Annotated in this window: 18 protein-coding genes; 6 read left to right on the plus strand and 12 right to left on the minus strand. The window is 69.0% G+C overall.

Translation table 11 applies throughout. The features are described from left to right. The first annotated feature begins 269 nt into the window (after nt 1–269). From CXY91_RS16930 to CXY91_RS16945, 4 genes are all read left to right on the plus strand, one after another. A complete protein-coding gene (locus tag CXY91_RS16930; RefSeq protein WP_100962448.1) occupies nt 270–1,211 on the plus strand; it encodes an ABC transporter permease in 942 nt (313 codons plus the stop codon). A 53-nt stretch (nt 1,212–1,264) separates the two neighbouring features. After that, nucleotides 1,265–2,086, plus strand: coding sequence for an ABC transporter permease (locus CXY91_RS16935; RefSeq protein WP_248307527.1), 822 nt, complete (start codon nt 1,265–1,267; stop codon nt 2,084–2,086). Then, on the plus strand, nt 2,052–2,861 hold the full coding sequence (locus CXY91_RS16940) for a glycerophosphodiester phosphodiesterase (RefSeq protein WP_248307528.1): 810 nt from the start codon (nt 2,052–2,054) through the stop codon (nt 2,859–2,861). The genes CXY91_RS16935 and CXY91_RS16940 overlap by 35 nt, the downstream gene beginning before the upstream one ends. Nucleotides 2,862–2,925: 64 nt before the next feature. Further along, the gene (locus tag CXY91_RS16945) at nt 2,926–4,488 is read left to right on the plus strand and encodes an ABC transporter substrate-binding protein (protein WP_100962451.1); all 1,563 of its coding nucleotides are present in this window, start codon (nt 2,926–2,928) and stop codon (nt 4,486–4,488) included. A 65-nt stretch (nt 4,489–4,553) separates the two neighbouring features. Here CXY91_RS16945 and CXY91_RS16950 read toward each other — a convergent pair whose 3' ends face one another. The 11 genes from CXY91_RS16950 to CXY91_RS17000 form a co-directional block, all read right to left on the minus strand. After that, nucleotides 4,554–6,032, minus strand: coding sequence for an alkaline phosphatase family protein (locus tag CXY91_RS16950; protein ID WP_158673454.1), 1,479 nt, complete (start codon nt 6,030–6,032; stop codon nt 4,554–4,556). Between the two features lie 25 nt (nt 6,033–6,057). Further along, nucleotides 6,058–7,047 (minus strand): ABC transporter ATP-binding protein, encoded by a 990-nt coding sequence (locus CXY91_RS16955; RefSeq protein ID WP_100962453.1) that lies wholly within the window; start codon nt 7,045–7,047, stop codon nt 6,058–6,060. Continuing rightward, nucleotides 7,044–8,087, minus strand: coding sequence for an ABC transporter ATP-binding protein (locus CXY91_RS16960; RefSeq protein ID WP_465246870.1), 1,044 nt, complete (start codon nt 8,085–8,087; stop codon nt 7,044–7,046). Before CXY91_RS16960 ends, CXY91_RS16955 begins: the two co-directional genes overlap by 4 nt. A gap of 236 nt (nt 8,088–8,323) precedes the next feature. After that, nucleotides 8,324–9,583 carry an NAD(P)/FAD-dependent oxidoreductase gene (locus CXY91_RS16965; protein ID WP_100962454.1) on the minus strand — a complete coding sequence of 420 codons (1,260 nt, stop codon included), beginning with the start codon at nt 9,581–9,583 and terminating at the stop codon, nt 8,324–8,326. 13 nt (nt 9,584–9,596) lie between these two features. Continuing rightward, nucleotides 9,597–10,226 (minus strand): Rossmann-fold NAD(P)-binding domain-containing protein, encoded by a 630-nt coding sequence (locus CXY91_RS16970; RefSeq protein WP_100962455.1) that lies wholly within the window; start codon nt 10,224–10,226, stop codon nt 9,597–9,599. 64 nt (nt 10,227–10,290) lie between these two features. Beyond that, nucleotides 10,291–11,163, minus strand: a complete 873-nt coding sequence (locus CXY91_RS16975) for an alpha/beta hydrolase family protein (protein WP_100962456.1) — start codon at nt 11,161–11,163, stop codon at nt 10,291–10,293. Further along, on the minus strand, nt 11,160–12,167 hold the full coding sequence (locus CXY91_RS16980) for an ABC transporter ATP-binding protein (protein WP_100962457.1): 1,008 nt from the start codon (nt 12,165–12,167) through the stop codon (nt 11,160–11,162). Before CXY91_RS16980 ends, CXY91_RS16975 begins: the two co-directional genes overlap by 4 nt. Continuing rightward, entirely contained in the window at nt 12,164–13,147 is a 984-nt protein-coding gene (locus CXY91_RS16985; protein WP_100962458.1) for an ABC transporter ATP-binding protein, read from the minus strand. The genes CXY91_RS16980 and CXY91_RS16985 overlap by 4 nt, the downstream gene beginning before the upstream one ends. Then, nucleotides 13,144–14,052 carry an ABC transporter permease gene (locus tag CXY91_RS16990; RefSeq protein ID WP_091841594.1) on the minus strand — a complete coding sequence of 303 codons (909 nt, stop codon included), beginning with the start codon at nt 14,050–14,052 and terminating at the stop codon, nt 13,144–13,146. The genes CXY91_RS16985 and CXY91_RS16990 overlap by 4 nt, the downstream gene beginning before the upstream one ends. Continuing rightward, nucleotides 14,049–15,026 carry an ABC transporter permease gene (locus tag CXY91_RS16995; protein ID WP_100962459.1) on the minus strand — a complete coding sequence of 326 codons (978 nt, stop codon included), beginning with the start codon at nt 15,024–15,026 and terminating at the stop codon, nt 14,049–14,051. The genes CXY91_RS16990 and CXY91_RS16995 overlap by 4 nt, the downstream gene beginning before the upstream one ends. A 31-nt stretch (nt 15,027–15,057) precedes the next feature. After that, a complete protein-coding gene (locus tag CXY91_RS17000) occupies nt 15,058–16,683 on the minus strand; it encodes an ABC transporter substrate-binding protein (protein WP_100962460.1) in 1,626 nt (541 codons plus the stop codon). A 97-nt stretch (nt 16,684–16,780) separates the two neighbouring features. On the opposite strand from CXY91_RS17000, the gene CXY91_RS17005 reads away from it, so the two are divergent. Beyond that, entirely contained in the window at nt 16,781–17,653 is an 873-nt protein-coding gene (locus CXY91_RS17005; protein WP_158673455.1) for a MurR/RpiR family transcriptional regulator, read from the plus strand. 246 nt (nt 17,654–17,899) lie between these two features. Continuing rightward, on the plus strand, nt 17,900–20,251 hold the full coding sequence (locus CXY91_RS17010; RefSeq protein WP_199777481.1) for a xanthine dehydrogenase family protein molybdopterin-binding subunit: 2,352 nt from the start codon (nt 17,900–17,902) through the stop codon (nt 20,249–20,251). Nucleotides 20,252–20,263: 12 nt separating this feature from the next. On the opposite strand, the gene CXY91_RS17015 is transcribed toward CXY91_RS17010, so the two are convergent. Beyond that, a complete protein-coding gene (locus CXY91_RS17015) occupies nt 20,264–21,304 on the minus strand; it encodes a LacI family DNA-binding transcriptional regulator (protein ID WP_248307529.1) in 1,041 nt (346 codons plus the stop codon). Nucleotides 21,305–21,352 lie beyond the last annotated feature (48 nt).

Raw genomic sequence — 21,352 nt, forward strand, 5'->3', positions numbered from 1 at the left:
CGTCAGCCCTGCTCGGGGCTCTGCTACGCCGTCATGCGATGGACAGGCCTTCGAACCCCGGCGCGCTCACAGCGCCGGGCGGCTAAGTCGCAGGGTCAGGCCCCGGATGGCGGACCGAAATCGCATGGCCGGACATAACCACCCCGGGAGAGGAAGATCAACCTTGCAGCGCCAGCCGGTTCTCGCCGCGCGGGCTGATGGCGAACTGTCATTCCTTTGTCGCGTAAGCATCGGCACAAGCACGGCCTTCGATTCACGAGTCCTTGGCGATGCTGCGTTTCCTGGCCTTCCGCATCCTGCGTGCGCTGCTGACGGTCGCGATCTGCGTGTCGGCGGTGTTCCTGGCGCTGCGGCTGGCCGGCGACCCCGCCGACATCATGCTCTCGATCGAGACCCCGCCGGATGTGCGAGCGCATTACCGCGAGCTCTGGGGGCTCGATCGGCCGCTGCCCGAGCAGTATCTGCGCTATCTCGCCAGCGTGGTCCGGGGCGATTTCGGCCTCTCCTTCGCCGATGACCGGCCCGCCTTCGCCGCCGTTGTCGACGCCCTGCCGAAGACCGTCCTGCTCGGCGCCTGCGCGCTCATGCTGGCGCTGCTGATCGGCTTGCCGCTCGGCGTCCTGGCGGCGCTGCGCCACAACAGTGCAATCGACCGCTTCGCCATGGCAGTCGCCGTGCTCGGCTATGCCATCCCGATCTTCTTCCTCGGCATCCTGCTGATCCTGCTCTTCGCGCTCAAATTGCGCGTCCTGCCATCGGCGGGATCCGAGACGCCCTGGCATTTGATCCTGCCGGTGGTGACGCTGGCGCTGCCGCTCGCCGGACGGCTCGCGCGCTTCGCGCGCACCGCGACGCTGGAGGTGCTCGGCAAGCCGTTCATCCGCGCCGCCCGCGCCCGCGGGGTGATGCCGCTTTCCGTCATCCTGCGCCACGCGCTGCCCAATGCCGCCGTGCCATTGCTGATGTTCATCGGCATCGAGATCGGCCATATCCTCGCCGGCAGTGCCGTGGTCGAGACGATCTTCGCTTGGCCCGGTATCGGCCGCCTATTGGTCGATTCCGTCTCGACCCGTGATCTTGCCGTGGTCCAGGCGGTGATCCTGACGGTCACGGTGGTGATGGTCGCCGCCAATCTGCTGGTCGACATCCTGCACATCCTGCTCGATCCGCGCCTCGGCGGCTTCTCGGGCAGCCTGGGCAAGCCGGCATGAGCGCGGGCCTCGAAATCGGCGCGGTTCCGGTCGCTCGGCCGCGTCGCCGGTCCATGTCGCCAGTCGTGAAACTCTCGGCCGGTTTCCTGGTCCTCGTCGTCCTCGTCGCGATCCTGGCCGACTGGCTGGCGCCGATCCACTACACCACCCAGAACCTGCTGGCGCGGCTGAAGCCACCACTGACGCAGAGCGGCGGCACGACCTATTGGCTCGGCACCGACCAGCTTGGCCGCGATATCCTCAGCCGCATGATCTACGCGGTCCGCACCTCGATCCTGATCGCGGTGATGGGCACGCTGATCGGGGCGGTGTTCGGCACGCTGCTCGGCTTCATCGCGGCAAGGATGCGCGGCGTCGTCGACCAGTCGATCATGATGCTGGTCGACGCGCAGGCGGCGATCCCGGCCCTGTTCCTGGCGCTGACCATGCTCGCCTTCTTCGGCAACACCATCGTGCTGTTCGTCATACTGGTCAGCATCGACGGCTGGGACCGCTATACCCGCCTCGCCCGCGGCCTCGTCGCCTCCGAGCAGGAGAGCGACTATATCAACGCGGTCGAGGCGCTCGGCGCCAGCACGCCACGCGTGATCCTGCGCCATCTCCTGCCCAACATCGTCGCGGCGCTGGTGGTGCAGGCGACGCTCAACTTCCCCGGCACGATCCTGCTCGAGACCTCGCTCTCCTTTCTCGGACTCGGCGTGCAGCCGCCCGGCACCTCGCTCGGCCTGATGCTCGGCGAGGGTCGGCGCTATCTCCTCAATGCCTGGTGGATTGCGGTTTTTCCCGGGCTCGTCATCTTCCTGACGACGCTGTCGATGAGCCTGTTCGGCGACTGGCTGCGTGATCGCTTCGACCCCACCAGCGAGCGGCATTGAGACGATGGGCTTCGCCATCCGCAGCATTGCAGGGCCTCTCCCGCTCGCCATCGCCCATCGTGGCGGGGCTCTGCTCGGTCCCGAAAACACCGCTGAGGCCTTCGCGCAGGCGAAGGCTGTCGGCGCCTGGATGGTCGAAACCGACGTGCGCTTGAGCGCTGACGATGCGCTGGTCTGCCTGCACGATGCCGATCTCCAGCGCATCGCCGGCGATCCGCGCCTCGTCGCGGAGATCGGGCTCTCCGAACTGCGGGCGATCCTGCCCGGCCTGCTGACGCTGGACGAGGCGATCGCCGCCTCCGCGCCGCTCGGCCTGCTGCTCGACGTCAAGCTCAGCCACCCCCTGGTGCTGCCACGCATTCTCGACGCCGTTGCGGTGGCCGGGGCCACCGAGCGCGTGCTGCTCGGTGTGCGGTCGCTCGACCTCATCGCCGCCGCTCGGGCTGTGTCCGAGGCGATCGCGATCCTCGCTTTGGTTCCCGATCCCGACTCCTTCCGGCAGGCGAAGGCCCTTGGTGCAGACTGGTTCCGCTTCTGGCAAAGCGAGGCGACGATGGAGCGCATCGCCGCCGCACGCAGCCTTGGCCTGCGGACGGTGATCATGGTCGGCCAGCCGCGCTCGGTTGCCGAGCCCGGCTATCCGCCTTTCCCGGTCGGGCGGATCGATGCGCAGGGGATCGACCGCGTCCTTTCCCTCGGGCCCGATGCGGTGATGCTCGACGACCCGCGCCAGCTGCTGTCCGCGCGCTCCGTCACGGCCCTGTCGTCAAGCTGAGGCATGGCAGCGCGATTGCGCGCGGACCGGTTCGGCCTCGCCGCCGACAGATGCGAGACATGCCATGATCACCCTTTCCCGCCGGCGCTTTCTCGAAGGCGCCTCCGCCACCTCGGCGCTGCTCACCGCCCCGCAAGCCTTCGCCGCCGGCGAAACGCGCCCGACTTTCACCGTCGCGGTTGCCGACCTGCCGGCAACGCTGGAGCCGGCGCGCGAACTCTCCAATGTCGGCACGCGCGTCACCTATTCGATCTTCGACACGCTGATCCGCCGCGATTTCCTCGGCGCCGCCGATGGCGGCGGCTCGGAGCTGAAGCCGCATCTGGCGACAAAGTGGGAGCGCGTCTCGCCGCAGGAGCTGGTCGTCACGCTGCGCCAGGGCGTGAAGTTCCACAATGGCGACGAGCTGACCTCGGAGGACGTCGCCTACACCTTCCGCGACGGCCGCCTCTGGGGCGACAAGGCCCAGATCCCTGGCGGCAAGCCCTATTTCGGCATCCTCGCCAGCGTCGAGCCGATCGACCGCTACAGCGTGCGGTTTCGCACCAAGGTCGCCGACGTGCTGCTCGAGCAGCGGCTCGCCTCCTGGTGCGCCTGGATCGTCAACAAGCGCGCTTATGAGGCGATGGGCTTCGAGGCCTATTCGCGCAAGCCCGTGGCGACCGGGCCCTATCGCGTCGTCTCGCATTCGGCGGCCGAGGCGACAGTGCTGGAGGCTTTCGACGACTATTTCATGGGCAAGCCGACCGCGAGGCGCGTCACCTTCCGGCGCGTGCCGGAACTGGCGGCCCGCGTCGCCGGGCTCGTCGCTGGCGATTACGACCTGATCACCAATATCCCGCCCGACCAGATGAGCGTGGTCGGCGCCTACAAGGACATCGATGTCCGCTCGGTCGTGCTCGCGAACGTCCATGTCCTCGCCTATAACGAGCAGGACAAAGTCTTGGCCGACAAGCGGGTGCGGCAAGCGCTCAACCTTGCGATCGACCGGCAGAAGCTGGTCGATGCGCTCTGGCAGGGCACGGCGCAGGTGCCGCCGAGCCACAACTTCCCCGAATACGGCCAGATGTTCGTCGAGGGCCGCAAGCTGCCTTACGACCCCGCCAGGGCCAAGGCGCTGCTGCAGCAGGCCGGCTACAAGGGCGAGCCGATCGTCTACCGGACCATGGCGAACTACTACACCAATGCGCTGGAAGCGGCGCAGATCCTGGTCGAGCAGTGGAAGGTCGTCGGCATCAACGCCTCGCTGCAGGTGGTCGAGAACTCGACCCAGATGCGCGGCGCCGGTGCGCAGATCTTCAACTGGTCGAACTCGACGCGCCTGCCCGATCCGCTCGGCGCGATCTGGGTCGCCTGGGGGCCGGCCGGCGAGCACCAGGTCTCGAAGTTCTGGACCTCGGCTGAAGGCTTCAACAAGGCCGGCACGGCGCTGGAGGCGGAGGTCGATCCGGTGAAGCGCAAGGCGCTGTTCACCGAGATGCTCGACATCTGGGAGGACGAGGCGCCGGCGACGATCCTCTACCAGCCGAGCGAGGCCTACGCGATCAAGAAGGCGATCGCCTGGCGGCCGACGACCTTCTATTTCATGGATCTGCGGCCGGACAACCTGTCCTTCGGCCGCAGCTGAAAGAGCAGAAGTCGGAGTGAAAAAGGGGCGGCTCGGCCACCCCTTTCTGCATTCGTTCCCTCGAATCAGTGCCCGCCGAGAATGAAGCGGCGGCCGTCCTGCTCGGCGAACTCGACCTGCTGCGTGAAGGCGCCGCGCCCGGTCGCGACGCGCCGGATGCGCGCTTCCTCCCTCGCCGGACGGGAGAGGTCGCGGCCGACCATGCTCGGCGCCTTGGCCAGGCCGGAGAGGCCGAGCACGGTCGGGCCGATGTCGATGATCCCGGCCGGCTCCTGCGAGACGCTGCCGACTTCGCAGGTGCCCGTACCGACGATCAGCACGGTGTTGAGCTCATGCGGGTTGATGCCCCCATGCATGCCGCCACCGAGCGGGACATCGCCCGGCGTCATCGCGCCGAGGCCGGGCAGGCCGTACTGATCGGCCTGCAGCGACGATTTCAGGATGAACATCAGGTCGGGCTGGCGCCCGGCATGGCCGGCGCCGATCAGGTCGAGCGACAGGGTGCCGGCGATGTCGCCTTCTTCGCCGCTGCCGCGCGAGAAGAGATGACCGATCGTCGGCTGCTCCATCAGCCAGGCGGCGATGCGCTCGATCTGGCTGCGGTCGTTGCCGCGCAGCCGGATCTCGCCGCTGATGCCGCCGGTGGCCAGGAAGGCGGCGCCGTCGACGGCCTTGGCGTTGCTGAGGTCGAAGCCGGCCTGGCGCGCCGCGTCGAACAGCGGCTCGACCGAGCCGGTCGAGATCTGGCCGTGATCGGAGGCGGCGATCACCGCGATGCGCTCGCCGTCGGGCTGGGCCTCGACCCAGTCGAGGATGGCGCCGAAGACGCGGTCGGCCTGCTGCAGGCCGGCCTTGGCCTCCGGCGAGCCAAGACCGCGGTAATGGAAGGTGGTGTCCGGCTCGTTGAACCAGATCAGCGCGACGTCAGGCTTCAACACCGGCAGGACGTGCTCGACCATCACCCGGCCGCCATAGGCGAGCTCGTCGAGGCGCGGCAGCTGGCGCTCCGGCAGCGGGCCGAGCCTGGCGATGGCGTCCTCGACCGCCTCCGGCGTCTGCGTCGCCTCGGTCCCGAGCATCGTGAAGGTCCAATGCCCGTTGGCGCGGGCGCGCGGATTGATGAAATGCGCCGAGCCGGCCGAGCCGGTGTGGACGACGGCGAGCCTTTTTCCCGCCCGCGCCAGCACGTCGCCGAAGGTGTCGACCGCGATCAGCCGGCCGCCATGATGGGCTTCCGCCCGGCGCAGCATGCCGATGTCGCTGGTGTCGAAGATGCGCTCGGGAATGGCGCCTTCGAGGAAGAAGGCGTTGCCGACGATGCCGTGTACGGCGGGCGGCGCGCCGGTGGCAATGGCGCTGGTCGCGACGCGGGTCACCGAGGGGAAGACGCTGCGCGCCCGGCGGAACCATGTGCCGCGCGCCGCGAGGCGCAGGATGTTGGGGGTCAGCTCGGGCGTGACGAAGTCGGGCCGCAGCCCGTCGAAGACCGCGACGATGACGCGCGTGGCTGGGAAGCGATCGTGGTCAGCCAAGTTTTGGGCCATGTCGGTATCCGGTCGGTCGATAGGGTCAGGCGGCTGCCGCCTGGGCATCGGTCGCCAGCGGTACCAGATGGCAGGCGGCGAGTCGCCCGTCGCTGGCGGGACGCAGAACAGGCGCCTCCTCGCGGCAGCGGGCGACAGCGCGCGGGCAGCGCGGATGGAAGGCGCAACCCGCCGGCCGGTCGACCGGATTGGGCGGGTCGCCGCGCAGGATGATGCGTTCGCGCGTGCCGCGCTGGAGCGTCGGCACGGCCGAGACCAGCGCCTCGGTGTAGGGATGGGCCGGCGCATGGAACAACGCCTCCGGCGGGCCCTGCTCGACGATCCTGCCGAGATACATCACCGCGACCTCGTCGGCGATCTGCCGGACGACCTTGAGATCGTGACTGATGAAGAGATAGGCCATGCCAAAGCGCCCCTGCAGGTCCTGCAGGAGGTTGATGACCTGGGCGGCGACCGAGACGTCGAGCGCCGAGATCGGCTCGTCGCAGACGAGCAACTCAGGGCCGAGGATCAGCGCCCGGGCGAGCACGACGCGCTGGCGCTGCCCGCCGGAGAGCTCGTGAGGATAGCGCTCGAACAGGTCCGGCCGCAGGCCGACCGCCTCGAACAGCTGGAGCGCCTTCTGCCGGCGGGCCTCGGGTCCGGTTTCGAGCCCGTGGATGACGAGCGGCTCGACGATCTGCTCGCCGACGGGCAGGCGCCGGTCGAGCGCCGCGAGCGGGTCCTGATGCACCAGCTGCATCCGCCGGCGCAGGGCTCGCCACTGGCGATCGCGCGTCGCGCTGACGGCCTCGCCCGCGAACATGATCCGCCCGCGCGTCGCCGGCAGCAGGCCGAGCACGAGGCGCGCGGTGGTCGACTTGCCGCAGCCGGATTCGCCGACCAGGCCGAGGGTCTTGCCGGCGGCGAGGGAAAAGCTGACGCCGTCGACGGCATGGAGCATGCGCTTCTGCCCGGTCGCAGTCGCGACCGGATAATGCCGGGCGAGATCGTCGACGCGAAGCAGCGGGTTCATGCGAAGGCTCCGACCGGAGCCGTGGCAGCGGCAGCCGGGGCTCTCGCCGTCTCCGAGAGGCGCAGGCAGGCGGCGCGCTGGTCCTGTGCCGCCAGTATCAGCGCGGGCGTCTGTGTCCGGCATGCGTCGATCGCCAGCGAACAGCGTGGCGCGAAAGCGCATCCCGGCGGCATCCTGTCAGGCGCGGGAACGGTGCCGGCGATCGGCGTCAGCCGTTGACGAGGGCCGCCGAGCGTCGGCAGGGCGGCGAGCAGGCCGCGCGTATAGGGATGGCGCGGGCGGCCGAGCAGATCCTGCGTCGCGGCGGTCTCGACGACGCGGCCGGCATACATCACCGCAACGCGGTCGCAGAGATCCGCGACGACGCCGATATCATGCGAGATCAGCACCAGCCCCATGCCGCTGTCGCGACGGATGTCGCGGATCAAGTCGAGGATCTGCGCCTGGATCGTCGCGTCGAGCGCCGTGGTCGGCTCGTCGGCGATCAGGACCTCGGGCTCCCCGGCCAGCGCCAGCGCGATCATCACGCGCTGGTTCATGCCGCCGGAGAATTCATGCGGATATTGCCGCAGCCGCCGCGGCGCATCGGCGATGCCGACGCGATCGAGCAGGCGCAACGCCTCGCGCCGGGCGGCATCGCCGCGCAGGCCGCGATGCAAGCGCAGCACTTCGATGAGCTGGGTGCCGATGCGCTGGACCGGATTGAGCGAGCTGGTCGGATCCTGGAAGATCAGTCCGATCCGCCCGCCGCGAACCCTTGCGAGCGTGCGTTCCGGCAGGCGAGTGATGTCCTCGCCGCCAAGCCGGACCTCGCCGGAGGTCACGACCCCGCGGCCGAGCAGGCGCAGCGCCGCGAGCCAGGTCACGCTCTTGCCGCAGCCGGATTCCCCGACGATGCCGAGCGCCTCGCCGGGCGCGAGCGAGAGCTCGATGCCGCATACGACCGGAATCGGCCCGTTGGCGCCTGGGAAAGCGACGGAAAAGCGATCCAGCGCCAGCAGCGGGGTGAGCGCCTGCATGCCGGGCAGCAGTGCGGCCATGCCGGGGCGGTCGCCTGTGGTCGGGAGCGTCATCGCAGCGGGATAGACGCGCTTCGATGACCGCGATGTGACGCGACGGCGAAGGCCGGCCATCTTTTACGGCTATCGCGCTCATTTGGGGGGCGCTGGCGCCCGATCTTGTCATCCTCGCCTGTCGCTCGCACGCATCTCGTCGTCAGTTATTGGCGCGCCGGCGTCTCGGAGGAGCAGCATGCGGCGGAGAAGCGCATGGCGGCCTAAGCGAAGCGGGCGGCCGCGAAGGGCGCGGGATCGCAGAACGGCGCCTGCCCGGTCATCATCTCGGCCAGGAGCCGCCCGGTCGCGGGGCCAAGCGTGAAGCCGTGATGGGCATGGCCGAAGGCGAGCCAGAGGCCGTTATGCCGCGGCGCCGGGCCGATGATCGGCAGCATGTCGGGCAGGCAGGGGCGGGCACCGCGCCAGGGCTCTGCCTCGAGGCGCTGGCCCAGCGGCATGATCCGGCGGGCGATGGCCTCGGCCCGGTCGAGCTGCCAGGGATCGGAGGGCGCGTCGCGGGCGGCGAGCTCGATGCCGGTGGTCAGGCGGATGCCGCGCGCCATCGGAGTGATTACGAAGCCGGCCTCGACATCGCAGAGCGGATGCCGCGGGACGGTATCGTCCGCGGCTGCGTAGTGCATGTGGTAGCCGCGCTTGAAGCCGAGCGGAAAGCGATAGCCGAGCCGATCGCAGAGGTCGTTCGACCAGGGGCCCAGAGCGACGACGGCTTCGGGCGCACGCCAATCCTCGGCGCCGGCCGATAGGCGCCAGCCCGTGTCGTCCTGCTGCAGGCCGGTCGCGTCGGCGCGTCGCAACTCGCCGCCGCGCGCGGCGAAGAGGGCGGCATAGGCGCGCGTCACCGCGCCGGGATCGCTGACGGTCGCCGGATCGCGCCAGTGCAGGGCGCCGGCGACGATACCCGGCAGCAAGCCGGGCTCACGCGCCTGCAGCGCCGCCTCGTCGAGGACATCGTAGGCGAGACGGTAGGCTGCGAGGTCCTCTGCCGCCTTGACGGCCTGCTGCAACCCGTGCCGGCTGCGATAGAGCTCGATCCAGCCCTCGTCGCGCATCAGCGCCTCGGTCCCGGCGGCCTTGGTCCAGTGCCGGTGCTCGTCGAGGCAGCGCTCGATCAGCGGCAGGATGGCCTGCCCCAGCCGATCGAGCCGGCCGGGCGCCGAATTCCACCAATAGCGCGCCAGCCAGGGCGCCATCCGCAGCAGCGTCGCGGGCCGATAGCGCACCGCGATCGAGCGATTGAAGGCGAAGGCGAAGAGCGTCGCGAGGCTGCGCGGGAAGGCGTAGGGGACGACCGAGGCGCGCTCGATCAGCCCGGCATTGCCATGGCTGGTCTCGGCGCCGGGCTCGCGGCGGTCGACCAGCAGGACGGTGCGGCCACGCTCCTGCAGATGCAGGGCGATGCTGACGCCGACGATGCCGGCCCCGAGCACGATCGCATCGGTCTGTCGCGCCGTCGTCGTCATCGCTCGCGTTCGCTCAGACGAGCGCCGCGGAGCTGACGACATGCCTGCCGGGTTTCGCCGCTATGGCGGCCTCGATCATCGCGGCGGCGATGCGCCTGGCCGGATTGATGCGCCAGGCGCGCGGCAGCACCGGACCGAGAATGCCGAGCAGGATGAGGGCCGCGCGTTCGGCGGTTCGGACTTCGCTCCGCTCCCCGCCAATCAGGCCCGGCCTGACAAAAGTGAGCGAGGCGAAGTCGAGGCCGGCGAGGTCACGCTCCAGCTCGCCCTTCACCCGATTGTAGAAGATGCGCGAGGCTGGATCGGCACCGAGCGCCGAGTTCAGGATGAAGGCCGGGGTGCCGTGCTGGTGAGCGAGCCGAGCGACAGCGAGCTGGTAACCGTGATCGACCCGCCGGAAGGCGTCCTGCGAGCCCGCCTTGCCGATGGTCGTGCCGAGCGCCGAGATCGCCGCATCCGCCGCCCACCAGGGCGCATCCTCGGGCAGAGCCTCGAAATCGACGGCCGGTGCGAGCAGCTTCGGATGGGCCGCCAAGGCGCGGCGCGTCGGGGCGATCACCGCATCGATGCGCGGGTCGGCGAGCGCCTGCGCCAGCACATGGCCGCCGACCAGCCCCGTCGCACCCGCCAGCAGCAGCTTCATCGCGATCGGCCTCCAACCAGAACCTGACGCCAGATGTCGCAGATCGGGCTCGCCCGGTCGAGCCTCAGGCGACTGCGGTCGCCTCCGGCTTCAACTCCTCGATCGAGGGGATACGGCCCTCGAACCAGTACGCCGCCGCAGCGCGCGACATCGCCGCTCCGTCATGGCCGATGCCGGGCACGGTGATCAGCGACCAGTTGCAGGGCAGGCCGTGCCTGGCGGCTTCCGCCTTGGCGAAATCGAGCATGAAATGGGCGCGGGCATAGCGCATCGGCCCCTGCGCGAGCGCCTCCGCCTGAGCCGGCAGGTTGGGATCATCCGTGACGATGTCCCGGTCGCCGGCGAAGATCACCATCGGCCAGGCGAGCCAGCGCTTGAGGTCCGCCTCGCCGAGGCCGAGCCCGCCGAGCCCTTCCGGGAAGCGCCGCTCCAGCGTCGGCAGCGTGTACCAGCCGGAATTGGCGGCGAAAGCGGTCTCGAAGGGTGTCTCGCTTTGCGTCGCCAGCAGGCGGTGGACGAACTGGCCGCCGGCGGAATGGCCGAACAGCCTGACCTTGTCGCGCGTGGTAACGCCGGCCTGGCGCAAAGCCGCCAGCACGCGGGCCGGCACGGCGTAGAGCCAATCGTCCTGCGCGGCGAGCGTGCCGTCCTCGCCGACAACGAGGCCGTTATTGTAGCCCTCTGCCTTGGGGAAGTGCGCGTTGCCGAAGGTCGGCGCGACGATCAGGAGGTTGTGCGTCTCGGCCGCCTCGATCCAGAAATCGCGATAGTCGTCGCCATTGCGCAGCATGCCGTGCTGGACGAAGACGACTTCGTCGTCCGGGCGATGACGCGCCGGCCGGTAGAAATTGACCTCCAGCGGCCGTTGCGGATGGCGCGCATCGAGGAAGGGCAGGGTGCTGCGGCCCTGCGGCGGATCGAGTGTGAGCGTGCTCATGCGGCCTTCGCAGTCGTATGCAGGTGGCAGGCGGCGCTGCGGCCGGGCGCGATCTCCGCGAGGTCCGGGCGGACCTCGCGGCAGACCGCCATGGCGTGCTCGCAGCGCGGATGGAAGGGGCAGCCAGGCGGCGGCGCCAATGGCGAGGGCAATTCGCCCTTGAGCGGCTGGAAGCTGCTCTTGCGCCGCGCCGCAGAGGGGATAGCCTTGATCAGGGCGGCGCTATAGGGGTGCGCCGGCTCGGCGAAGATCGCGGTGGCGCTGCCGATCTCGACGATGCGGCCGAGATACATGATCGCGACTCGGTCGCTGATATGGCGGACGAGGCCGAGATCGTGGCTGACGAAGAGATAGGTCAGCCCGTGCCGCTCGCGCACATCCATGAACAGGTTGATCACCTGCGCCTGGATCGAGACGTCGAGGGCCGAGACCGGCTCGTCGCAGACCAGGAAATCGGGCTTCACCGCGAGCGCCCGGGCGATGCCGATGCGCTGGCGCTGGCCGCCGGAGAACTGGTGCGGGTAGCGCTCGCGATAGGCGAGATCGAGTCCGACCTCGCTGAGCGCCCGGTCGACCGCGCCGTCGAGCTCGGCCTTCGGCACGAGCTTGTGGACCGCAAGCGCCTCGCCGACGATGCGGCTCACCCGCATGCGCGGATCGAGCGAGGCGTAAGGGTCCTGGAAGATCATCTGCACCTTGAGCAGATAATCGAGCCGGTCCTTGCCCTTCAGCGCCGCGGCCGATCGCCCCTTGTACAGGACCTCGCCCTCGGTCGGCGGCAGGATGCCGGTCGCGATGCGCGCCAGGGTCGACTTGCCGCAGCCGGATTCGCCGACGAGGCCGAGCACCTCGCCCTTGCGGACGCTGAGATCGACGCCGTCGACCGCCTTCAGTGTCGCAGGCGGCGCATGTCGGCCGATTGCGGTCAGGATGCGCTCGGCGATATTGGCCTTGCCGCGGAAATATTTGCGGACGCCGCGCAGCTCGAACAGGGTCTCGCTCATGCCGCCACCTGGTCGGGCACGGGGTTGTGGCAACGCAGGGTGCGCCCGTCATGGGCCTGCTGCTGCGGATCGGCGTCGGCGCAGACGGGCAACGCCCGCTCGCAGCGCGGCCGGAACGGGCAGCCGGAGGGGCGCGAGTCGATGCGCGGCGCCATGCCGTCGATCTGGTGCAGGCGCTGGCCCGGCTCGACCATGGTCGCCGAGGAATTGAGCAGGCCGAGCGTATAGGGATGGCGCGGCCGGTCGAGCACGGTCATCACGTCGCCGATCTCGACGATGCGGCCGGCATACATCACCGCCACCCGGTCGGCGAGCTCGGCGACCACGGCGAGGTCGTGGGTGATCCAGATGACCGCGGCGCCGGTCTCGCGCGAAAGCTTCTGCACCTCGTAGAGGATCTGCGCCTGGATGGTGACATCGAGCGCGGTGGTCGGCTCGTCGGCGATGATCAGGTCGGGATCGTTCAGGAGGGCGGTCGCGATCGCGACGCGCTGGCGCATACCGCCGGAGAATTCGTGCGGGTACTGCTTCAGCCGGGTCTCCGGCGAGGAGATGCCAACGCGCGCAAGCGCCTTCGCCGCCTTGTCCAACGCCTCCTGCCGGCTGCAGTCGCGATGCTCGAGGATCGCCTCGCTCATCTGCTCGCCGATGCTGAGCACCGGGTTCAGCGTCATCAGCGGATCCTGGAAGATCATTGCGATCCGGTCGCCGCGCAGCTGGCGCAGGCGCTCCGGCGAGGCGGCGCGCAGATCATCGCCGTCGAACAGCACCTCGCCGGCGACGACCTCGCCCGGCGGGTCGATCAGCTGCACCAGTGAGAAGCCGGTGACCGACTTGCCGGAACCGGATTCGCCGACGAGGCCGAGGACCTCGCCCTTGGCGACACTGAAATCGACGCCGTCGACGGCCGGCCAGGCGCCGTCCTGCGCATGGAACACGGTCTTGAGGCCGCGCACGGAGAGGAGAGGAGTCTCGCTCATGCGCGCACGTTGAAGCTGCGGCGCAGGCGATCGCCGACGAGATTGAGCGACATGATCAGGAGCACGAGCGCGATACCCGGGAAGACGGCGATCCAGTATTCGCCGGAGAGCAGGAACTCGAAGCCGTTGGCGATCAGCAGGCCGAGCGATGGCTGCGTCACAGGCACGCCGACGCCGAGGAAGGACAGCGTCGCCTCCAGCGTGATCGCCGAGGCGATGCTGATCGATGCGACGACGAGCACCGCGCCGACCGAGTTCGGCAGGAGATGCGCCAGCATGATGTGGCGGGTCGGCAGGCCGAAATTCACGGCCGCCTCGATGTATTCCTTGCGCCGCTCGACCAGCGCCGCCGCCCGCATCAGCCTTGCATACTGCGCCCATTGCACCAGCACGATGGCAAGGATGACCTTGTCGACGCCGCGCCCGATCGAGGCGAGCAGCACGAGCGCGACCAGGATCGAGGGGAAGCCGAGCATGAAGTCGACGATGCGCATGATGATGGCGTCGACCACGCCGCCGAATTGCGCCGCGGCGAGGCCGGCGAGGATGCCGATCGAAAGCGCCCCGACGGTCGAGGCGAGGCCGACCAGCAGGCTGGTGCGCAGTCCGTAGAGGATGGCGCTCAGCATGTCGCGGCCTTGCGCGTCGCTGCCGAGCCAGTAGGTGAAGCCGCCCATGCCGCGCTCGCCCGGAGCCAGCCGGTTGTCCATCACGCTGAGCGAGCCGAGATCATGCGGGTTCTGCGGCGTGATGAACGGAGCCAGCAGAGCGAGCGCTACCATGATCCCCAGCAGGATCGCGGCGCCGCGCGTGGTCGGGCGGTTGCGCAGATGGCGCAGCACTTTTTCGCGCAGGGGCGTGTCGGCCTGGATGGGGCCGGCGAGGCGGGAGGCGCCTGGGCTCATGCCTGCTCTCCGGCGAGCTTCACCCGAGGGTCGAGCGCGGCATAGAGCACGTCGACCAGGAAGTTGACGGTGACGAAGAGCAGCGTCGCCAAGAGGACATAGGCGACCACCACCGGGCGATCGAGCTGGTAGACCGAGTCGATCAGGAGCTTGCCCATGCCCGGCCAGGCAAAGACCGTCTCGGTGATGGTCGAGAACGCGACGAGGCTGCCGAACTCGACGCCGACCACGGTCACGACCGGGATCAGGATGTTGCGCAGGATGTGCCGGTTGACGATGCGCCTCGGGCGCACCCCCTTGGCACGGGCGTATTTGACGTAGTCCTGCGTCATCGTCTCGGTGGTGCCGGCAGCGACGAGCCGGATGATCAGCGCAAGGTTCGGGATGGCGAGGTTGAGCGCGGGCAGGGCGATGTGCCGCAGCCCGTCCAGTGTCAACAGACTGGTCTGGACGCCAAGGAGCGAGACCGTCTCGCCGCGCCCGGCGGTCGGCAGCCAGCCGAGCCAGACGGCGAAGAGCAGGATCAGCATCATGCCCTTCCAGAAGCTCGGCAGCGAGAAGCCGAGCACGGTGCCGGCCATGACGATGCGGGCGCGCCGGCTGTCGGGGTTCAGGCCCGCCATCAGCCCCAGCGGGATGCCGGCGGCGAGCGCCAGGATCATCGAGAGCAGCACGAGCTCGAAGGTCGCCGGCAGCCGCTGCAGGATCAGCTGCAGCGCCGGCACGCCGTGCACGAAGGAGCGGCCGAGATCGCCCTTCAGCGCATTGGCCATGAAGGTCAGGTATTGCTGCCAGACCGGCAGGTCGAGCCCGAGCCGGCGGATCAGCGCCTCGCGCTCGGCCGCGCTGGCCGAGGGCGAGACCAGGAGCTCGACGGGATCGCCGATGCCGTAGACGGCGAAGAAGACCACGACCGAGACCGCGAGCAGCACGAGCACGCTCTGGATCAGCCGCTGCAGGACATAGGCGGTCATGGCACCGAGCCTCGGACGAGCGCTTGCCGGCTTACTTCGCCGGCTTCACCGACATGGCGAGCATGTACTGGTCGGCGCGGCCCGCGACCGAAAGCTCCGACTTGAAGGCCCAGATGCCGCTTTCGAAATGGAGCGGGATGAAGGCGCCGTCGTCGAGGACCAGCTTCATCGCCTGCTGCAGCAGTTCCGCGCGCTTCTTGTCGTCGAGCTCCGAGACCGCGGCGCGGATCACCTTGTCGAACTCGTCGTTCTTGTAGCCGCCATAGTTCGAGCCGCCGAGGGTCTTGGCCTCGTTCGGGGTCGGCGGCCACTGGCGCAGGAAGGAGGCGGCCTCGCCGGTCGCCGAGCCCCAGCCGCCGATCGTGACGCTGAATTCCTTCTTGGCGCGGCGCGGGAAGTAGATCGCGCGGGTCATCGCGTCGACCTCGGCCTTGATGCCGATCTGGGTCAGGTACTGCGCGACCGCCTGGGTGATCTGGCTGTCGTTGATGTAGCGGTCATTGGTCGAGGACAGCGTCAGCTGGAAGCCGTTGGGATAGCCGGCCTCGGCCAGCAGCTTCTTGGCGGCGGCCGGGTCATAGGCGAGCTTGGGCGGGTTCGGCAGCGTGCCGAACATGCCGGTCGGCAGGTACTGGTAGGCCGGCTCGGCCGCGCCGTCCATGATGCGCTTGACGATCGCCTCACGGTCGATGGCGAGCGACATCGCCTTGCGCACGCGCGCATCCTTCAGCGGGTTCTTGCCGTCCGGGGCCTTGACGAAGGGGCTCTCGTCGCGGGCGACGTCGAGCTGGAAGTAGACGATGCGGGTCGAGGGCGTGATGACCGAGCCGAAGCGCTTGTCGCTCTTGATGCGGGCAAGGTCGCGCGCCGCCGGGTTCTCGATCACGTCATAGTCGCCCGCGAGCAGGCCGGCGAGGCGCGGGCCGGCATTGGTCACCGGCAGGAAGCGCACGGTGGCCCAGGGCTGGGCGCCGCCCCAGTAGTCGGGGTTGCGCTCGAGCTCGATCGCCGAGCCCCGGACATAGGACTTCAGCTTGTACGGCCCGGTGCCGATCGCCATCGTGCCGTCGTTGAAATTGCTGACTGCCGGCCAGGGACCGGTGACGCCGCAGTTCTTGGCGACATCGTAGCTGATCTCGCCGTGCTGGACGATCGAAGCCGAGAGGATCGGCAGGCTGGAGAGCAGATTGGGCAGCAGCGGTTCCGGCACCTTGGTCTCGATCACCAGCGTGCTGGCGTCGGGTGTCTCGACCTTGGCGAAATTGCTGGTGACGTCGGCGAAGGAGTCGGAGACCTTGGTCTCGTTCTTCAGCGTGCGGCAGAAGGTGAAAACCACGTCCTGCGCGCCGAAGGGCTGGCCGTTGGTGAACTTGACGCCCTGGCGCAGCTTGAAGGTCCAGCGGTTCTTGCCGTCGTTCTCCCAGGAGGTGGCGAGGCCCGGCTTCAGCGCCTGGTTTTCGTCCTGCAAGACGAGATTGTCGAAGATGTGGGCCGCGAGCGCATTGTTGGGCGTCAGCTCGTGATAATGCGGATCGACAGCGGTCGGCTCGGAGGCGAGCGCGATGCGCAGCGTCTGCGCCGTGGCGGAAGTGCTTAGCAGACTGGCGCTTAGCATGCTGGCGCCGAGCAGAAGGGTGATGAATGCGCGCTGACGCATCGGTCGGTCTCCGTTCCCGTAGCTGATGGTTTTGACAGCTTTATTTTCACGCGGTAGCAAACATGAAAATGATCCGACGTCAATCACCGGAAGAGCCATGTCACGCGCCCTGAAGCCGACGACGGATCTCGCCAATCGCATCGCCCGGATCTATCCCTCGCTGAGCGAGGGCCATCGCAAGGCGGCCGACTTCGTGCTGCAGAGCCCGCTCGACTCGGCGACGGTGACGATCGAGGGCCTGGCCGAGAAGAGCGGCACCTCGACCGCGACCGTGACCCGCTTCGTCCGGGCGCTCGGCTACCGCAACTACGGCGACTTCCGCACGGCGCTGTCGACGGCGCTCAAGGTTGCGCTCGGTCCGGTCGAGGGGCTCGCCGACGCACGTGCCACGGCCGGATCGGTCTTCGCCACCATGGCGACGACGCTGAAAGGCGAGGCCGCCAATCTCGACGAGGCGATCGCGACGCTCGATGAGGCGACGGTCAACCGCGCCATCGGCCTGATGCTGAAGGCGCGCCGCATCTTCATCGCCGGCTCCGGCGCGAGTCACTATGTCGGGGCCTTCCTCGAGGACGGGCTGGCGCTTTATCTCGACGCGGAGGTCGTCTTTGCGTCCTCGCGTGGCGGGCCCGAGCGCGCCGTCCGCCACATGCTGTCGGCCGGACCCCAGGACGTCGTCATCGCGATCTCGCTGCCGCGCTATTCGCGCGCCACGCTGGAGCTCGCCAGATTCGCCAAGAAACGCGGCGCCGTCCTGGTCGCCCTGACCGACAGCCCGTCATCGCCGCTGGTGCCGCTGGCGGACATGACCTTCTTCGCCCCCGCCCGCAACAGCTTCCTGCCGAACTCGCCGACTGCCGCCTTCGCCGTCGCCGATGCGCTGATCACCACGCTGGCGCGCGAGCGCCCAGATGCGGTCGAGGCGCTGAAGGGCCTGAGCGAGAGCCTGCTGTGGACCTTCCATTACTGAACAGTTCGCTGCCCCTGCCACCTCGGCGACAATAGTTCGAGAGAGACGTGTTTCCGGCACAGCGCAGCGGCGCTGTGTCTCGCCTTCGCCAGGGATCGGCGCGCCGATGGCGCGGGTCGGCCCCTACGCGGGCGCATTTGACAAACACGCCGCCTTCCATGTGACAATCAGGCAGGCAAACCGGTCTGCGCTCTGCAGCGGGGATCGCTCGTCGATCGGCCCAACCTCCCATCGTGGTGCCTCGTCATGAATATGCGCGCAGCTCCCGCCGAGCTTTCCTCGACGCCGTTCGGAATCGGCCAGCCGGTGCCGCGCAAGGAGGACCCTGTCCTGGTGCGCGGCGAGGGGCGCTACACCGACGATCTGTCGCTGGACGGGCAGCTCTACGCCGCCTTCGTGCGCAGCCCGCATGCGCATGGCCTGCTCAACAGCATCGATACGTCGGCGGCGACGGCGATGAAGGGCGTGGTCGCGATCTATACGGGCGCCGCCCTTGAAGGGCAGGGCTATGGCCCGCTGCGCTGCCAGATCGACCTGCCCAACCGCGACGGGACGCCGATGCGCAAGCCGGTCCGCATGGCGCTGGCGACCGGCAAGGTCCGCTTTGCCGGCGACCCCGTGGCCGTCGTCGTCGCCCGCACGGCCGTGCAGGCGCGCGATGCCGCCGAGGCCGTCCTGCTCGATATCGAGGTTCTGCCGGCCGTCACCTCCGGGGAGGAGGCGCTCGCCCCCGGCGCGCCGCTTCTCTATGACGAGGTGCCGGGCAATCTCGTCCTCGACTACCAGTCCGGCGATGCCGGGAAGGTCGCCGCCGCCTTCGCCGGGGCGGCCCATGTCGCCCGGCTGCGGATCGTCAACAACCGCGTCGTGGTCAATCCGATCGAGCCGCGCTCGGCGATCGCGAGCTATGACCGCAAGGCCGGCCGCTACACGCTGCATGCGCCGAGCCAGGGCGTCTTCGGTCTGCGCAACAATCTCGCCGCGGCGATGGGCGTGCCGGCGGCGAAGATGCGGCTGGTCACCGGCCATGTCGGCGGCTCCTTCGGCATGAAGGCCTCGGTCTTCCCCGAGCATATCGCGCTGCTGCACGCGGCCCGCCTGCTGAAGAAGCCGGTGAAATGGACCGACCAGCGTTCGGAGAGCTTCGTCGCCGACCATCACGGCCGCGACATGGTGTTCGAGGCCGAGCTCGCGCTTGACGCGCGCGGGCGCTTCCTGGCGACGCGCTTCACCGGGATCGGCAATATGGGCGGCTATCTCTCGCCGGTCGGGCCGATGATGGCGAGCCTGAACATCGGCAAGAACAGCGTCGGGATGTACCGCACGCCGCTGGTCGAGGTTCTCGCCAAATGCGCCGTGACCAACACCCCGCCGATCGGCGCCTATCGCGGTGCCGGGCGGCCCGAAGGCAATTATTTCATGGAGCGGCTGATCGATACCGCCGCCCGGGAGATGGGGATCGACAGCGCCGAGCTTCGGCGCCGCAATCTGGTCAAGCCGGCGCAGCTGCCTTGGACGACGCCGATCGGCACCGTCTATGACAGCGGCGATTTCCCGGCCCTCTTCGCGCAGGCGCTCGAAGCCGCCGACTGGAAGGGCTACGCCGCGCGGCAGCGCCAGAGCCGCAAGGCCGGCAAGCTGCGCGGCCGCGGCATCGGCTGCTATCTCGAAGTGACCGCGCCGCCGACCAACGAGATGGGCGGCCTGCATTTCGAGGCCGATGGCAGCGTCACCATCGTCACCGGGACGCTCGACTACGGCCAGGGCCACTGGACGCCCTTCGCCCAGATCCTGTCGAGCCAGCTCGGCGTACCCTTCGACAAGATCCGCCTGGTCCAGGGCGATAGCGACCGCCTGATCGCCGGCGGCGGCACCGGCGGCTCGAAATCGGTAATGGCGAGCGGCTCGGCGATCATCGAGGCGAGCGAACTCGTCATCGAGAAGGGCAAGCTGCTCGCCGCCCATGTCCTCGAGGCCGCCCCGGTCGACATCGAGTTCGCCGGCGGCGAGTTCAGGATCGCAGGCACCGACCGCAGCATCGGCATCATGACGCTCGCGGAGCGGCTGCGGACGGGCACGCCCTTCCCTGCCGACCTGCCGCAGAGCCTCGATGTCGACCATGTCTTCAAGGCAGCGCCCTCGGCCTATCCCAATGGCTGCCACATCGCCGAGGTCGAGATCGACCCTGAGACCGGCCAGGTCGAGATCGCCAGCTATGTCATGGTCAACGATTTCGGGGTGGTGGTGAACCCGCTGATCGTCGAGGGCCAGCTGCATGGCGGCGTCGTCCAGGGGATCGGCCAGGCGCTCTACGAGATGACCGTCTATGACGAGGCCGGCCAGCTGATGACCGGTTCGTTCATGGACTATGCATTGCCGCGCGCGGCGGACGTGCCGTTCTTCTCCTTCGCCAGCCGGGGCGTCCCGACCGCGACCAACCGCGTCGGCGCCAAGGGCTGCGGCGAGGCCGGTTGCGCGGGCTCGCTGCCTTCGGTGATGAATGCGGTGGTCGATGCGCTCGCGCCGCATGGCGTGCGCCATCTCGACATGCCGGCGACGCCGCTGGCGATCTGGAAGAGCATCCACGCCCGCGACTGAGGCTGCGCCGCCTCAGCTCATATTGTCGCGCAGGAAGATCTCAATGCGGATGCGTTCCTGGTCGAGCAGGATCGGCTCGCCGGTGACCTCCGCCATCAGCAGGCGCGCCGCCGAGCGCGCCTCGTGGCCGGGATCCTGGTTGATCACGGCCGCGACGGTGCCCGACAGCAGCCCGCGCCGCGTCGCCTCGGTCAATTCATGCGCGATGAAAACGAGCGGCCGGCCGGCGGTTTCCAGGGCGGTGACGATACCCTCGTTGCCGGCGCCGATATTGTAGAGCCCGATCAGGTCGGGATGATCCGCGAGGAGCCCGGCCACCGCCGCCTCGTTGCGCTCGCTCTCGTCGCGTCCCTCCAGCACCGGGAGGAGAGTCAGCCCGGGATAGTCGCCGGAGAGCACCTGCTGGAAGCCGTAGAGCCGCTCGACATGGTCGCGCAGCGACATCGAGCCGAGGATGACGCCGACCTTGCCGCTGCGGCCGCCGAGGAAGCGGCCCATCAGCGAGGCGCTGGTGCGCCCCGCCGCCGGATTGTCGATGCCGACATAATGGGCGCGGCGGGAGGTCGGGGCGTCCGAGACCAAGGTCACCACGGCCACGCCGCGCGCGACGAGATCGTCGATGGCGGCGCGGACCTTGGGATGGTCGAGTGCCACCGTGGCGACGCCGTGGAAATGGTCGGCGAGGCCAGCAAGCCCGCTCGCCAGTGCCTCGGGATCGAAGACGTCGAGCTGCAGGATGTCGACGAAGGCGTTCTGCGGCTCCAGCCAGTCGCTGATCCGGCGCACCTGCTGCATCAGCCCGGCCATGAACGCGTTGGTGCTGGAAGGAAGGATGAAGGCGAAGCGGAAGGACTGGCCGCGCGCCAGCCGCGCAGCCGCCGGGTTGGCCCGGTAGTCGAGCTTGGCGATCGCGCGCCTGACGCTTTCGACGGTCTTGGCGCGGACCCCGTCGCGCTGGTTCACGACCCGGTCGGCCGTGGCGAGCGAGACCCCAGCCTCGCGCGCCACATCCTCCAGCGTCGCTCGCCTGACCGGGATCCGGCTTCGATCCACTTCGTCCTCCACGACCTCTCCTCGCGCCCGCGCCGCGGGATTGGTTTC

The organism is Allobosea sp. FBZP-16, from assembly GCF_002831785.1.
Lineage (GTDB): Bacteria > Pseudomonadota > Alphaproteobacteria > Rhizobiales > Beijerinckiaceae > Allobosea > Allobosea lupini.